Source organism: Pseudomonas sp. FYR_7 (assembly GCF_043106155.1).
GTDB lineage: Bacteria > Pseudomonadota > Gammaproteobacteria > Pseudomonadales > Pseudomonadaceae > Aquipseudomonas > Aquipseudomonas parafulva_B.
Map to the genome: position 1 here is coordinate 57858 of NZ_JBICMI010000053.1, position 14272 is coordinate 72129.

Below are 14272 nucleotides of genomic sequence, written 5' to 3' on the forward strand. Positions count from 1 at the left end.
ATACTACGAATCATTATCAAATGCATCTGTTTCGGTTTACACCTGTGCTCTGTATGCGCAGGCGGTAATGAGCAGGTCGCTAGCCAGCTGCCATCCATTTGGTCAGGCTGCGGTGCTCAAGGCAGGCGGCGCTTACGTGCCGATCGATCCGGCTCACCCGGCAGAGCGTATCGCTTACCTGTTGCAGGACAGCGCCCCGCACGTGGTCCTGACCCTTTCGCGGTTCGCACCGCGCTGCCCAAGCACGGCAGGCCACAGATCGAACTGGACAACCCGTCGTGGCCTACCGGGCCCGTAGCCAGCTTCTCATTCGCACCACAAACGAGTACGGATTTGGACTACGTCATCTCTACCTCTGGCTCCAACGGCCAACCCAAGGGGTGATGGTCGAGCAACGCATGTTGGCCAACCTGGTGGACTGGCACTGCGCCCAATTTGCGCTTGGCCCAGGTCGCCATCAGGATGCTGGCAATGATCTTGCCGATCTGCGGATAAATGGAATTGATGCTCATCGAATCGTCCTTGAGGCCAGGGCAGAAGCCCGGCTGTGGTGCAAGCCCTCATCCTGGGTCGGCATCGGTGCGTGACAGGTATGCTAGTACAACGAGCGAGTCCTGGCTAAATCAAGGCTCGATGATGCCATATTGATATTGTTTTGTGGGCGCCATGCCGATCAGCGGGTTTGCTATCATGCCGCCTCCCTGACTAGCACAAGGCCCCATTTCCATGCCCCTGAGCGCCGAACAGATTGCCGAGTTTCGTGAGTTTGCCGAGCAGTTGGCCGATGCTGCGAGCGCGGCCATCACGCCTTACTTTCGTGCAAGCCTGGAGGTCGAGGACAAAGGCGGTCGCTTGTACGACCCGGTCACCGTCGCCGACAAGGCGGCCGAGGACGCGATGCGCGAGCGGATCCAGGCGCGCTATCCAGACCATGGCATTCTCGGGGAAGAGGCGGGCGTGGCCGTGGGCAGCAGCCCGTTGACCTGGGTGCTCGACCCGATCGACGGCACCCGTGCCTTCATCACCGGCCTGCCGTTGTGGGGCACGCTGATCGCGCTCAACGACGGTACCCGGCCAGTCGTGGGGGTGATGAACCAGCCCTTTACCGGCGAACGGTTCATCGGCACGCCCGAAGGTGCCTGGTCGGGCACGCGAGCGCTCAAGACCCGCGCCTGCAAGGAACTGGCAGCGGCCACGCTGATGTGCACCACCCCTGACATGTTCGATACGCCTGCGCGCAAGGCTGCGTTCGAGCACGTGGCCAGCCAGGCGCGGCTGATGCGCTACGGTGGCGATTGCTACGCCTATTGCATGCTGGCGTCGGGCTTTGTGGATGTCATCGTCGAAGCCAGCTTGCAGCCCTATGACGTGCAGGCGCTCATGCCCATCATCGAGGGCGCAGGTGGGGTGATCACCGCCTGGGATGGCAGCAGCGCGCAGCAGGGCGGTTGCGTGGTGGCCTGTGGTGACCCGGCCTTGCATGCCCAGGTCGTGGAGCTGCTGCGCGGCGCGATGTAATTCAGGTCACTGCACGGACTGGCGCTTGCCGCACTTTTTTGGCTTTCGGGGCTCTATGCTAGGCCCAGGCCGCCGCGATCCCCGCGGTGGCCGCCGAAAACGAAGCGGTGCCGATGGTAGTGTGCAGTTGCTCCACGATAGTTCGCCTGCTGTTGGCAGGCTCCCTGGCCAGCCTGTGCGCCTGCACCCAGCAGCAGGGGCGCGACATCGTCAACCAGCTGGGCGAAGGCAAACCCAGCGAGCTGTTCCAGACCAGTGTGGACCGCCTGGCCACCTTGTCGATGCGCGACAACCTGCAAAGCCTCTACCTGCTGATGAACAAGCTGTACCTGCGCAATCCCAACCAGTTGCAACGTTCAGGCTACCTGGACGCGGCCACGGCCGAGCGCCAGATCCGCCTGGCCATCGAGCAGCGCCAACCCCTGGCGCAACTGGGCAATCGACGCGACCTGGCTGCCTTGAGTTATGCCTTGAGCCCGGAGTTTCGCGGTGATCGAGTGGGTGCGTTCATCTACGCCATCGGCAGTATGCTGATCACCGCCCACGGTGGGCGCACCGCGTTCTACATGACCGACACCCTCGACCCGTTGTTCATCAACAACGCCGCGCGCAACATCGAAAAAGCCACCTGGATGCTGAGCCAGCGGCAGGACGCCAACGGTGTGTTGTTGCTGTTCTCCAATGAAATTTCGGAGGAGGGCAGCAACCTGAGTTTTGCCGTGGAGTTCGGCAAGGTGGTTGCCCGCCTCGACCTGCTGGCCGAGCTGCTCGACGAGCGTTACCGCCGTATCGGCCTCAATTATGCGCAAAGCCTGCTGCTGATGAATTTCCTGCCGGTACAGTGACCTGCTGCGCCTGGAGCAGGGCCTGGATGGCCTTGCGGTAACGCTGCCCGGCCAGGCTCATGCTGTTGTTGTGCGTTGCACCCGGCACCAGCAACAGCGTCTTGGGCTCGCGCGCGGCCTCGAACAGCTGCTGGCTGAAACGCGAGGGCACGTAGCGGTCGTCCAGGCCATGGACCAGCAGCACCGGCAGGTCGATGTCGCCGATCTTGCCCAGCGAGTCGAATTTCTGCGACAGCAGCCAGCGCACCGGCAGCGATGTATTGGCGACCACCCCTGCCACATCGCCCAACGAGGTGAACGTGGACTCCAGGATCAGCCCTCGCGCCGGGGCGCTGGTGCGCGTGTCTCGGGCTTCACGGGTAAGCGTGCGCGCCAGGTCGACCGCCACGGCCCCACCCAGGGAGTGCCCATAGATCAGGCGTTTGCTGGCATCAGGTTGCAGTTGGGCGAAACGCTCCCAAGCCACGCGAGCGTCCTCGTACACGGTGGCTTCCGAGGGCAAGTCCCCTCGGCTACGACCAAAGCCGCGATAGTCCACCGCCAGCACCGAATAACCCATGGCGTGCAGCTGCTCGATGCGAAACAGCTGGCCCGTAAGGTTCCAGCGCACACCGTGCAGGTAAAGAATGGCCGGGGCATCGGCGCGTTTTGCGGGCCACCACCAGGCATGCAGGCTCTGGTTCTCGGCGAAGGTACGCGGGCGCAGGTCCAGCTCCTGAACACCGCCGGGCAGGCCATGGAACCAGCTGGCCTGGCCGGGCTCGATGCGAAACACCAGCTCGCGTTCCTTGTGCTGCAAGACCGAGCACCCGGCGGGCAGGGCGAGCACCAAGGTGGCAGCGCACAGCCAGCTGAACCAACGGCGGCGTAGGGCGGAGAACAACCGGGTAGACATACGGAGTTTGGGGGTCTCGAAAGTGGTCAAGGCGCGGGAGCGTACAAGAAGCGTGGCGTAGTTCTATCAAATGCTGCAGGTCATATGTAAGAAATATTACCTGGCGGCGGGTCAGCTTCTTTGCAAGCTGTTTCCAGCGCGAGCGTGCGCACGGTGCGCCGATTGCGCAAGCGCCCCGCAAGCAGGTAGCGTGGCCCGACACCCTCCTGACGAAGGCTTTGTTTTGGACTCGATAACCCAAGCCGTTCTCGGCGCTGCGTTGCAAGGCACATTGTTGGGGCGCATTCAGGGCCGTCGGGCCCTGGTCTACGGCGCTGCGCTGGCCACACTGCCGGACCTGGACGTGATCATCCGCTACGCCGACCCGGTCTCGCAGATGACCTACCACCGCGGCTTTTCCCATTCAGTGTTCGTCCTGACCGCGCTGGCAGCGCTTCTGGCATGGCTGGTGAACAGGGCCTGGCCGGACAAAGGCTATACGCTGTCCCGCTTATTCCTGACGTTCTGGCTGGTCTTGGTGACCCACCCTGTGCTCGACGCGTTCACCGTGTACGGCACCCAGCTGCTCTGGCCCTTGCACGTGACCCCGCAAAGCTGGGCGGCCGTGTTCATCATCGATCCTGTGTATACCGTACCGTTGCTGGTGGCGGTGGCCTACGCCACCGTGCGTGGCACCCATGCCCGCGCACTACGGTTCATGGCCGTGGCGCTGGTTTTGAGCACCACGTACCTGGGCTTGGGCCTTGCCAGCCGTACCCTGGCAGAACACCGTTTCCAGGCCGCGCTCGATGCCAAGGGCGTGACTGTGAGCGAGGTTCGGGCAGTGCCCATGGCGTTTAACAGCCTGGTCTGGCGGGTCTTGGCCAAAGCGCCGGACGGCGTCTATTACGAAGGGGTCAGTAGCCTGTTGGACCGCCAGTCGCCAGAGATGCTGCGCCTGAACCGCAACCTGTCATTGGCCCAGGTGTTGGCAAACGATCCGCTGCACCAGCGGCTGCGCTGGTTCACCGACGACTGGCTGCGCTACGACCAGGTCGGCGACCGGCTGGTGGTGACCGACCTGCGCATGGGTACGCCGGGCAACTACACATTCCGCTTCGACATGGCACGGAAGGGCGAGCAGGGCCGCTGGCAGACGCAGCAGCCGACCGTGCACACTGCCAGCGGCCCGCGCGATCTGTTCGACGGGCAGGCACTGGGGTTGATCTGGCGCCGCATCGTCTTCCAGCAACCCCCGCTGCCCTTGGCCGCCTGGACCGCACGCATTGCAACGCCAGGGCAAGGCCAGGTGGAGTAGCCACCCATGCGCTCAGGCGGGCTGGACCTGGTGAAGTGGGTCGCGATGCTGGCGATGGTCGCTGACCACCTGCGCTTTCTCTGGCCGCAGGCCCACGGCCTGTTCGTGGTTGGCCGACTGGCGTTTCCGCTCTTTTGCCTGGCCATGGCCATGAACGTGGTGCGGCGCGGGCCTGACACGTTGCTTGATCGCCACCACGGGCGGTACCTGGGGCTGATGCTGCTGTTCACGGTGCTGTCCGAGCCCGCTTACCGCTGGCTGGACAGCGGCTCGACCACGTTCAGCATCATGCCGACGCTGTTGTTGGGCCTGCTGCTGGCCTGGGGCGTGCAGCATACCCAGTTGGCAACGCGGCTGCTGGGGCTGGTCGCGCTGGGCGCAGGTTGGGCTGGCAGCCCGTACCTGATGTACGGCCTGCCAGGGGTGCTGCTACCCGCCGCCTGCGTGCTTGCCCACCGCTACGGGGGCCGAATGTGGCTTGTGCCGTGCCTGTCGGCAGTTGCCGGCAACTTGACCAACAGCTGGTTGATGACGCACCTGAGCGCCCCCTTTACCTGGGTCACGCTGACGGTTGCCGCCGTGGCCATCCCGGTCGGCAACGGCCTGTTGCACAGCCGATGGCGTCGCGTGCCGGCAGTGGGTCGCTGGGGCTATGGGTTCTACCCGCTGCACCTTTTGCTGATCAAAGCTGCGGGCATTGTTCAGCTGTGACACACCTGTTCCACCTCTGACCCAAGGTTGACGCAACTGTGTCGAGCATTCGCCCGTATCCGGCCCCTGCTCACTGACGGCCAAAGGCTCTACCGCGGTATCTCCGACCGTCAGCCGGCGGTTTGGCACAGCCGTTGCTCTAGCCTGGAATGACGCTCGTCGCAGCGTCGCCATAACAAGAACGGAGAACAGCGCATGAATCGATCAGGCCCCCAACGCCTTGCACTCGGCTGCCTGGCCATGGCCCTCAGTTGGACACCCCTGGCCTTTGCCGCCGGTGTCGATGGGCAACGCATCATTGATGCGGACAAAGAGCCCGGCAACTGGATGAGCCATGGCCGCACGTACGACGAGCAACGCTTCAGCCCCCTCAAGACTATCGACCAGAGCAACGTCAGCCAGCTAGGGCTGGCGTGGAGCTACAAGCTCGACCTGGACCGCGGTGTGGAGGCGACTCCCATCGTGGTCGATGGGGTGATGTACACCACGGGGCCGTTCTCGGTGGTGTACGCGCTGGATGCGCGCAACGGCCAGCTGCTGTGGAAGTACGACCCGCAGTCCGACCGCAACCGTGCGGGCGAGGCCTGCTGCGATGCGGTCAACCGGGGCGTGGCCGTGTGGCAGGGCAAGGTCTACGTCGGTGTGCTCGACGGTCGCCTGGAGGCCATCGACGCCAAGACCGGCAAGCGGGTGTGGTCGGTCGACACCCGCGCCGATACCACGCGCAGCTACACCATCACCGGTGCGCCGCGGGTGGTCAACGGCAAAGTGGTGATTGGCAATGGCGGCGCCGAATTCGGCGTGCGTGGCTATGTGACCGCCTACGACGCCGAGACCGGCCGCCAGGCATGGCGGTTCTACACCGTACCGGGCGACCCGAAGCTACCGCCTGAGGATAAGGCCATGCAGATCGCCAGCAAGACCTGGCACGGGGATGCCTACGTCGAGTGGGGGGGCGGCGGGACAGCCTGGGATTCCTTCGCCTATGACCCGCAGTTGAACCTGCTGTACATCGGCGTGGGCAACGGCGCGATGTGGGACCCCAAATGGCGCAGCCAGGCCAAGGGCGACAACCTGTTCCTGTCCTCGATCGTGGCGGTGAATGCCGATACCGGCGAGTACGCCTGGCACTACCAGACCACGCCCGGCGACGCCTGGGACTTCACGGCCACCCAACACATGATCCTGGCCGAGCTGCCCATCGACGGCAAGCCGCGCAAGGTGCTGATGCAGGCGCCCAAGAATGGCTTCTTCTACGTGCTGGACCGGGAAACCGGCGAGTTGCTGTCGGCCAAGAACATCGTGCCGGTGAACTGGGCCAAGGGCATCGACATGAAGACTGGCCGGCCCATCGTCGATGACGAGGCGGCGGCCTACTGGAAGGACGGCAAGCGCAAACTGGTGACCCCGGCGTTCTGGGGGGCGCACGACTGGCACCCGATGTCGTACAACCCGCAGACGGGGCTGGTGTACATCCCGGCCCACATCATGTCCGCCTACTACGAGCACGTGCCCGAAGCGCCCAAGCGCAACCCGTTCAAAAGCGTCTATCAGCTGGGGCTGCGTACCGGCATGATGCCCGAAGGCGCCGAAGGGCTACTGGACATGGCCAAGACCTGGTCAGGAAAACTGATCGCCTGGGACCCGGTCAAGCAGGCGCCTGCCTGGGAAGTGCCGTACATCACCATCTTCAATGGCGGCACCTTGAGCACGGCCGGCAACCTGGTGTTCGAAGGCAGCGCCGACGGCCGGGTCATTGCCTATGCCGCCGAAACCGGCAAGAAGCTGTGGGAAGCGCCTGCAGCCAGCGGCGTGATGGCCGCACCGATCACCTATGCCGTCGACGGTGAACAATACGTCACCTTCATGGCGGGCTGGGGCGGCGCGTTTTCCACATTCGCTGGGGCACTCTCGTTGCGTGCAGGCGTGCAGCCCTACGCACAGGTGCTGACCTACAAGCTGGGCGGCACGGCCAAGCTGCGCGAGCCGGCCCCGCCTGCCGATGCGCCCAAGCCGCCGCCATTGACGGCCAACGCCGAGACGGTCGCCGCAGGCGCTGCGCTGTACGACGGCAACTGCTCCCAGTGCCACGGCATTCATGCGGTCAGCGGCGGGGTACTGCCGGACCTGCGCAAGCTGAGCGCCGACAAGCACCAGATGTTCCTCGGGATTCTCTACGGCGGCAGGGTGCCCGATGGCATGCCCTCGTTCGCCGACAACCTCAACCCCGAGCAGGTCGAGCAGGTCCATCAGTACCTGATCAAGCGTGCCCACGACTTGCAGGAGGAGGGCGAGGTCTGGAAGCGGTTCAGCGCCCGCCCGGCAAGCCCTTCATCGCTGGCTGACAATGCACCACAGGAGTGAAATGCCCATGAACGATTCGGTCTACCAGAACTTCATCGACAACCGGTTCGAACCCGGTGAAGCCTTGCTTGAGGTCCATAACCCGGCCAACGGCCAGTTGCTCGGTCGCGTGCCTGAGTCCTCGCAGGCTCAGGTCGACCAGGCCGTGAGCGCGGCACGCCGGGCTCAGAAGGCCTGGGCAGCCCGGCCTGCGCAGGAACGCGCGGGCTACCTGCGTGCTATCGCGAGCCGGATACGGGCCAATGCCGACCAGCTGGCCCGGACCATTACCCTGGAAGGCGGCAAGGTCCCGGCTCTGGCCCAGGTGGAAGTCGGCTTCACGGCCGATTATCTGGACTACATGGCCGAGTGGGCGCGGCGCCTGGAAGGTGAGGTGTTGACCAGCGACCGTCAGGCCGAGCATGTGTTTCTCATGCGCAAACCGGTGGGCGTGGTGGCAGGCATTCTGCCGTGGAACTTCCCGTTCTTCCTGATCGCCCGCAAGATGGCGCCGGCGCTCATCACCGGCAACACCATCGTGGTCAAGCCCAGTGAGGAAACCCCGATCAACTGCTACGCGTTCGCCCGGCTGGTGGCCGAAACCGGCCTGCCACCCGGGGTGTTCAACGTGGTCGGCGGCACAGGCGCCGCCGTGGGCCACGGCCTGTCCAGTCACCCCGGCGTGGATATGGTGAGTTTCACCGGCAGTGTGGCGACCGGTGCACGGATCATGGCAGCGGCGGCGCCGAACATCACCAAGCTGAACTTGGAACTGGGCGGCAAGGCGCCTGCCATCGTGTTGGCCGATGCCGACCTGAACCTGGCAGTGAACGCGATCGTCGCCTCGCGGGTGATCAACACCGGACAGGTGTGCAACTGCGCAGAGCGCGTGTACGTGGCGCGCCAGGTGGCCGATCGGTTCATCGATCAGGTGGCCCAGGCGATGGCCGCCACGCGCTATGGGGACCCATCGACGCAGGAGGACCTGCACATGGGGCCGCTGATCAACCAGGCCGGCCTGGACAAGGTGGCGCAGATGGTGCGCACCGCCCAGGCCCAGGGCGCGCAGGTGGTCACGGGCGGGCAGGTGGCCGACCTTGGCAGCGGTTTTCATTATCAGCCCACCGTGCTGGCAGGCTGCGCGGGCGACATGGAGATCATGCGCAAGGAAATCTTCGGGCCGGTATTACCGATCCAGGTGGTGGAGGACCTGGACGAAGCCATTGCCCTGGCCAACGACAGCGAGTACGGGCTGACCTCGTCGCTCTATACCCGCGATCTGAACGCCGCGCTCAAGGCATGCCGGGAAATCGACTTTGGCGAAACCTACATCAACCGCGAAAACTTCGAGGCCATGCAAGGCTTCCACGCCGGGGCCCGCAAGTCGGGCATAGGCGGGGCGGACGGTAAGCATGGGCTTTATGAGTACACGCGCACGCAGGTGGTCTACATCCAGGGTTGAAGCTCGGCAGTTGCCAGTGCCCCGCCGTCACGGCAGGGCACTGGGCTCAGTGGCCCTGGCGATTGGGTTGCACGATGCCGTGGCGCCTGATCTTGCGGTACAACGTGGAGCGCGAGATGCCAGCGGCCTGGGCGGCGGCGCTCATGTTCCACTGGGTACGGCGCAGCAGCGTTAGCAGATGGTCAGCTTCAGCCTCCTCGACCTGCTGCCCAAGCTGCGGCGTTGCGCAGATTGTCCTGCTCGGTTCGACCTGCCCAAGCTGCAACTCGGCGGGCAGGTCGGCCAGTTCGATGCACCCGCCTTCTGCCAGGGCCGCGCCCTGGCGCAGGGCATTGAGCAGTTGGCGAATGTTACCCGGCCAGGAGTAGGCCAGCAGGGCGGCGTGTGCAGGTGCTGACAGGTTCAGCCCTGGTGCCAGACGTGCCAGCAGACCCTCGATCACGTGCGCCCGGTCACTGCGCTCGCGCAGCGCCGGCAGCGTGATGCGCATGCCACAGAGCCGGTAGTAGAGGTCCTCGCGGAATTGGTGGGTGGCGATCCTGGCAGTCAGGTCCTGGTGCGTCGCCGATATCACCTGAATATCCAGCCTCACCGGCGTGGCCGCCCCCAGCGCCACCAGCTCCCGTTCCGCCAGCACCCTTAGCAGACGGGTTTGCAGATCGGCCGGCATGTCGCCTATTTCATCGAGAAACAGCGTGCCGCCGTTGGCCTGTTCCAGCTTGCCCTTCATGCCCTTGCGGTCCGCCCCGGTGAAGCTGCCGGGCCGGTAGCCGAACAACTCGCTTTCGATCAGTGCTTCGGGAATGGCAGCGCAATTGAGCGCCACGAAAGGCCGGGCGCTTCGGGCGCTTGCCTGGTGCAGGGCGCGAGCGAACGCTTCCTTGCCGGTGCCGGTTTCACCGCTGAGCAGCAGCGCGATGTCCTTGTCCAGCACCTTGCGCAGGCGCGCGACGGCGTGCTGCAGCTGCGGGTCGCCGCCGGCCAGCTGGTCGAGTGTCGGATGTGCGTTGGCAGAGGCCGCCGGTGCAGTCGAGGCACAAGGGCGATAAGCGCGCGGCACGCGCAGGCCAACCTCAAGGCCCGTGACCTGGCACGCATCGTACAGCTGCGTGCCCCGAGCGCCGCCCTGGGTCAGGGCCAGCAACTGGTCGATGTCGGCACTCAACACCTGCTCGATACGCAGGCCGAGCAGGGCATGGGGGTTGCTGTTGAACGCGGCCCGGTTGGCCCCGACGATACGGCCACCCTCGTCGAGGGCCAGCAGTTGCTCGGCTGCCAGGTCCGCATCGCCGTCGCAGGGCTTGACCGCGAGGGTCAGGCAGTCGCGGTAACGCTGGCGAAAATGCGCGTTTTCGATCAGCCGCGCGTACAGCGTCACCAATTGCAAGGTCAGGTGCTGGGCCTGCTTGGGCCCATCGTTGTACAAGCAGGTCGCGTTCAGGCAACCCAGCAGGTGGTTATGGCTGTCGAAAATCGGCGAGACCGAGCAACTGAGCCGGGCATTGCTGGCCAGGAAATGTTCCTGACGGTGAATGGTCAGCGCCTGTTGTGAGGCCAGCGCGGTGCCGATGCCGTTGGTGCCGGCGATGGACTCGTCCCAGCGCGCCCCCACCACCAGCCCGGACCCGGTGAAGTGCCCGGCGTCGGCAGGCAGGCGGGCATCGAGCGTGACCCCCGCCGCATCGCTGAGCAAAACGGCAAAACCTGCATCGGCCACCCGCCGGGCCAAGCCACTCACGCCCTGGCTGGCGAGGGTCAGGTAGGCCTGGTGCTGGGCTTGCAACTGGCGGATTTCGGCGGCACTGAGCATGTTGTCCGTCGGGTGCACACTCGGGTCCAGGCGGTGCTGGGTGACACTGCGGTACCAGGATTCGGCGATCACCGCTTCCGGGACCAGGCCGCGGTGGCCGAAGTGACTGTCGACGAAGGCCGCCAGTTCCGAGGCAGGGTTATGAGCGGGCATGGGCGCTCCACAGTTATTGTTATCAGGGGTGAAGATAACCCTAGCTGATGGCGCGCTGCCAGCCCAGACGCGCGGCCAGGGCGCTCAGTGGATCAGTTCGAGTGCCTCGGCGGTGGTCAGCGGCCGCTTCATGCGTTGCGACAGCTGCATCATGGCTGAGGCATAACCCTTGGCCACCACGGCCTGCACCTGATCCGCCAGGCATTGCAGCGCAATGAAATCCCCGCTTTCCGGGGCGCCGACGAAGGTGATGGCGTCCCACTGCCGAGCGTGGCCCAGTACTTCAAATCGCTGCCCATGGTGATAGGTCCAGAAAAACGGCACGTCGGCGTAGCGGCGCTGCTGGCCCAGCATGTTTGCCGCGGCGATGACGCCGTGTTGCTGCGCCAGCCGCCAGTGTTCGATGCGCACCGATTGGCCGGCGAGTGGGAAGCTGGCCATGTCACCCGCCGCCCACAGGCCTTCGGCCACCTGCATTTCACCGTTGACCGGCACGCCATGGTCGTCGGCCAGCGACACCCCATTGAGAAAAGCCGTGGCCGGGGCTACCCCCGTTCCCAGCAGCACCGCCTGGCAGTCCACGCGCTCGCCGCTGCCAAGCACGACCGCTTCGACCTGATCTACGCCTTCGATCGCCTTCACCTCGGCCGGGCCATGGAAAGTGACGCCCTTGCGCTCGTGCAAGGCACGAATCGCCCGGCCGATGCGCTCGCCCAGCTGCTTGACCAGCGGGACATCGTGCCGTCCGATTACATGGACCTGGGCACCGTATTCGCTCAACGCCGAGGCCGCTTCCAGGCCGATGAAACTGTCGCCCACGATCACAACCGGCTTACCCGGTTCCACGGCATCGAGCAGTTGCGCCGCGTCCCCGCGCGCGCGCAGCGTGAAGACGCCAGGCAGGTCACGCCCCGGGATATCCGGGCGCTGGGCCTTGGCGCCCGTGGCGAGCAGACAGGCGTCATAGTCAATGCGTTGGCCGTCGGCCAGCAGGAGCTGGCGTTTCTGGGCATTGAGCGAGCGGACCTTGGCGTGCCGACGCTCCAATTGCCCCATCCGCAGGTCATCAGGCTCCAGCAGCATCGGCACCTCATCCGGGGCCATCTGACCTGCGAGCACGAATTTGCTCAGGGCCGTGCGGTCGTAGGCCGGCTGGCGCTCCTGGTCGATCCACACCAGGCGGCCGTTGAAGCCATGGCGGAGCAACGTGGCCACGGCGGCACTGCCTGCCGCACCGGCCCCCAGCACCACGAAACACCGCGCATCGCTGTGCCGGGGCGGGCGCGCCTTGGGCAGAGGGCGGTCGTCCACCCACACCTGGTCATCCTTGACCCAGGCCTTGTAGCGGCGCAGGTCGGTCAGGGCAGGGGGCTCGCACACGGCCCCCTCGTCCACGGCGAACGCGGCCTTGTGCCATGGGCAAATCAGCAAGCCGCCGCAGACGCGGCCCTCATCCAGCGGCGCGCCTGCATGAGGACAGTTGCCCTGAAAAGCACGCACCTGATCGCCCTGACGGACGATGATCAGCTCTTCGCTACCGGCTTCCACGCGCAGGGGGGTGTGTTCATCGAGGTCGGCCAGGCGGGCCACGGCGTGTTCGGTCATGGTGAATTCTCCAAAGGGGGGCCTCTGGAAGGGTTCGACGCCGATTTGCCCGGTCGGGCTGCGTCGAGCTGACGACTGGAGCGCAGTACGGGGCACAAGGGATGGTCAATCTTGCTCGCACGGGACCGTATGACCCGTACGAGCAAGCGCCGTTGGCGCGACCGTCAGTCGGCTGTGGCAGGTGCGGGCGTAAGGATACGGGTGGCGCGCAGGGCCACCAGGCTACCCACCACGATCAGCGCCGCCAGGGCGTAAAGGGCAGCGTCGGTCGAGCCGGTCTGGTCCTTGATGAACCCGACCAGATAAGGGCTGAGAAAGCCCGCCATTTGGCCGACCGAGTTGATCAGGGCCAGGCCCGCCACGGCCGCACCCGCGCTGAGCAAGGCCGTGGGCATCGGCCAGAACATCGGCAGGCCGGTGAGGGCGCCCATGGTGGCGATGGACAGGCCCAGGATGGCGATCGCCGGAGTAGCCGCGAAATTCACCGCCATCAGCAGGCCCACAGCGCCCATCAGCATCGGCACTACCAAGTGCCAGCGGCGCTCGTTGCGAAGGTCCGCCGAGCGCCCGCACAGGATCATGAAAACCCCGGCCAGCAAGTAGGGAATGGCGCTCAACCAGCCAATGAGCAGGGGGTTGTCGAAGCCCATGTTCTTGATGATCGAAGGCAGCCAGAAGTTGATCGCGTACACGCCGCTCTGGATGCAGAAGTAGATGAAGCCGAAGGTCCAGATCAGCGGGTTGGCCAGCACGGCCAGAACGCTGTCGCCCGTGGTGGGCGGCTTGCTGTCGGCATCGGCCTGCAGGTCGGCGGCGATCAGCCGGCGTTCATCATCGCTCAGCCAGGCCGCTTTCTGGTAGCCATCGCTGAGCAGGAACACCGCCAGCACGCCGAGCGCAACGGTCGGCAGCCCTTGAATCAGGAACATCCATTGCCAGCCGGCAAGGCCATGTTGCCCGGCTGCAAAATGCTCGAGGATCCAGCCGGAGAACGGGCTGCCCAACAGGCCCGAGACCGGGATCGCGGACATGAACAAGGCCATGATGCGGCCACGGCGCGCACCGGGGAACCAGCGCGAGAGGTACAGCACCACGCCTGGGAAGAAGCCTGCCTCGGCGGCACCTGTGAGCAGGCGCAGGGCATAGAACTCGGTGGGGGTCGTCACGAACAGCAGACAGGTGGACAAGCTGCCCCAGGCAATCATCATCAAGGCGATCCAGCGCCGTGGGCCGAAGCGGTTGAGCGCCAGATTGCTCGGAAGGCCGCACAGGACGTAGCCGATGAAGAAGATACCGGCACCGAGGCCGTAGACGGTTTCGCTGAACTTGAGCGCGTCGAGCATCTGCAGCTTGGCGAAGCCGACGTTGACGCGGTCGAGGTAGTTGAACAGGTAGCAGATGAAAATGAACGGAATCAGCCGCAAGGTGATGCGCCGGTACAGCGCATTGCGGGTGGTGTCCGTGCCTTGGTCAGGGGCGGGGCTGTGTGCCATGATCGGGTTCTCTGTTGTTATGGTTGTCACCGCGTCGCCTGTTCCGGCGCTCGCCTGAACGAGTCTCGGGGACGGCGGCGTGGCTGTCTTTGTGCTTTTGCACAGGCCATGGGCCTTGCTGCTGTGCCCGAGCCCAACCG

The 14272-nt window shown here is 65.1% G+C and carries 12 protein-coding genes; 7 read left to right on the top strand and 5 right to left on the bottom strand.

The annotated features are described in order from the left end of the window. Window positions 1-67 precede the first annotated feature (67 nt). Window positions 68-298, top strand: coding sequence for an AMP-binding protein (locus ACF8R3_RS13595; protein WP_230379094.1), 231 nt, complete (start codon window positions 68-70; stop codon window positions 296-298). Window positions 299-338: 40 nt separating this feature from the next. Here the strand turns inward: ACF8R3_RS13595 and ACF8R3_RS13600 are convergent, their stop codons facing one another. Further along, window positions 339-512 (bottom strand): hypothetical protein, encoded by a 174-nt coding sequence (locus ACF8R3_RS13600; RefSeq protein ID WP_230375251.1) that lies wholly within the window; start codon window positions 510-512, stop codon window positions 339-341. Between the two features lie 214 nt (window positions 513-726). Between ACF8R3_RS13600 and hisN the strand changes: the two genes are divergently transcribed. Both hisN and ACF8R3_RS13610 read left to right on the top strand, forming a co-directional pair. After that, complete coding sequence (gene hisN / locus ACF8R3_RS13605) at window positions 727-1518, top strand: histidinol-phosphatase (RefSeq protein ID WP_058604555.1); 792 nt, start codon at window positions 727-729, stop codon at window positions 1516-1518. A gap of 113 nt (window positions 1519-1631) precedes the next feature. Further along, entirely contained in the window at window positions 1632-2363 is a 732-nt protein-coding gene (locus ACF8R3_RS13610) for a hypothetical protein (protein ID WP_058639248.1), read from the top strand. On the opposite strand, the gene ACF8R3_RS13615 is transcribed toward ACF8R3_RS13610, so the two are convergent. Continuing rightward, window positions 2314-3258 (bottom strand): alpha/beta hydrolase, encoded by a 945-nt coding sequence (locus tag ACF8R3_RS13615; RefSeq protein ID WP_058604556.1) that lies wholly within the window; start codon window positions 3256-3258, stop codon window positions 2314-2316. The genes ACF8R3_RS13610 and ACF8R3_RS13615 overlap by 50 nt on opposite strands. 223 nt (window positions 3259-3481) lie before the next feature. Between ACF8R3_RS13615 and ACF8R3_RS13620 the strand changes: the two genes are divergently transcribed. The 4 genes from ACF8R3_RS13620 (at window position 3482) to aldA (ending at window position 9071) form a co-directional block, all read left to right on the top strand. Then, the gene (locus tag ACF8R3_RS13620) at window positions 3482-4555 is read left to right on the top strand and encodes a metal-dependent hydrolase (RefSeq protein ID WP_392515771.1); all 1074 of its coding nucleotides are present in this window, start codon (window positions 3482-3484) and stop codon (window positions 4553-4555) included. A gap of 6 nt (window positions 4556-4561) precedes the next feature. Beyond that, a complete protein-coding gene (locus ACF8R3_RS13625) occupies window positions 4562-5266 on the top strand; it encodes a TraX family protein (protein ID WP_392474794.1) in 705 nt (234 codons plus the stop codon). A gap of 240 nt (window positions 5267-5506) precedes the next feature. Then, entirely contained in the window at window positions 5507-7630 is a 2124-nt protein-coding gene (locus ACF8R3_RS13630; protein ID WP_230375255.1) for a PQQ-dependent dehydrogenase, methanol/ethanol family, read from the top strand. 7 nt (window positions 7631-7637) lie between these two features. Beyond that, on the top strand, window positions 7638-9071 hold the full coding sequence (gene aldA, locus ACF8R3_RS13635) for an aldehyde dehydrogenase (protein WP_058639297.1): 1434 nt from the start codon (window positions 7638-7640) through the stop codon (window positions 9069-9071). A 46-nt stretch (window positions 9072-9117) separates the two neighbouring features. On the opposite strand, the gene ACF8R3_RS13640 is transcribed toward aldA, so the two are convergent. From ACF8R3_RS13640 to ACF8R3_RS13650, 3 genes are all read right to left on the bottom strand, one after another. Then, window positions 9118-11034 carry a sigma-54-dependent Fis family transcriptional regulator gene (locus ACF8R3_RS13640; RefSeq protein ID WP_197844453.1) on the bottom strand — a complete coding sequence of 639 codons (1917 nt, stop codon included), beginning with the start codon at window positions 11032-11034 and terminating at the stop codon, window positions 9118-9120. An 84-nt stretch (window positions 11035-11118) separates the two neighbouring features. Then, the gene (locus tag ACF8R3_RS13645; RefSeq protein ID WP_392515727.1) at window positions 11119-12639 is read right to left on the bottom strand and encodes an FAD-dependent oxidoreductase; all 1521 of its coding nucleotides are present in this window, start codon (window positions 12637-12639) and stop codon (window positions 11119-11121) included. A 164-nt stretch (window positions 12640-12803) separates the two neighbouring features. Next, entirely contained in the window at window positions 12804-14132 is a 1329-nt protein-coding gene (locus tag ACF8R3_RS13650; protein ID WP_326383449.1) for an MFS transporter, read from the bottom strand. Window positions 14133-14272 lie beyond the last annotated feature (140 nt).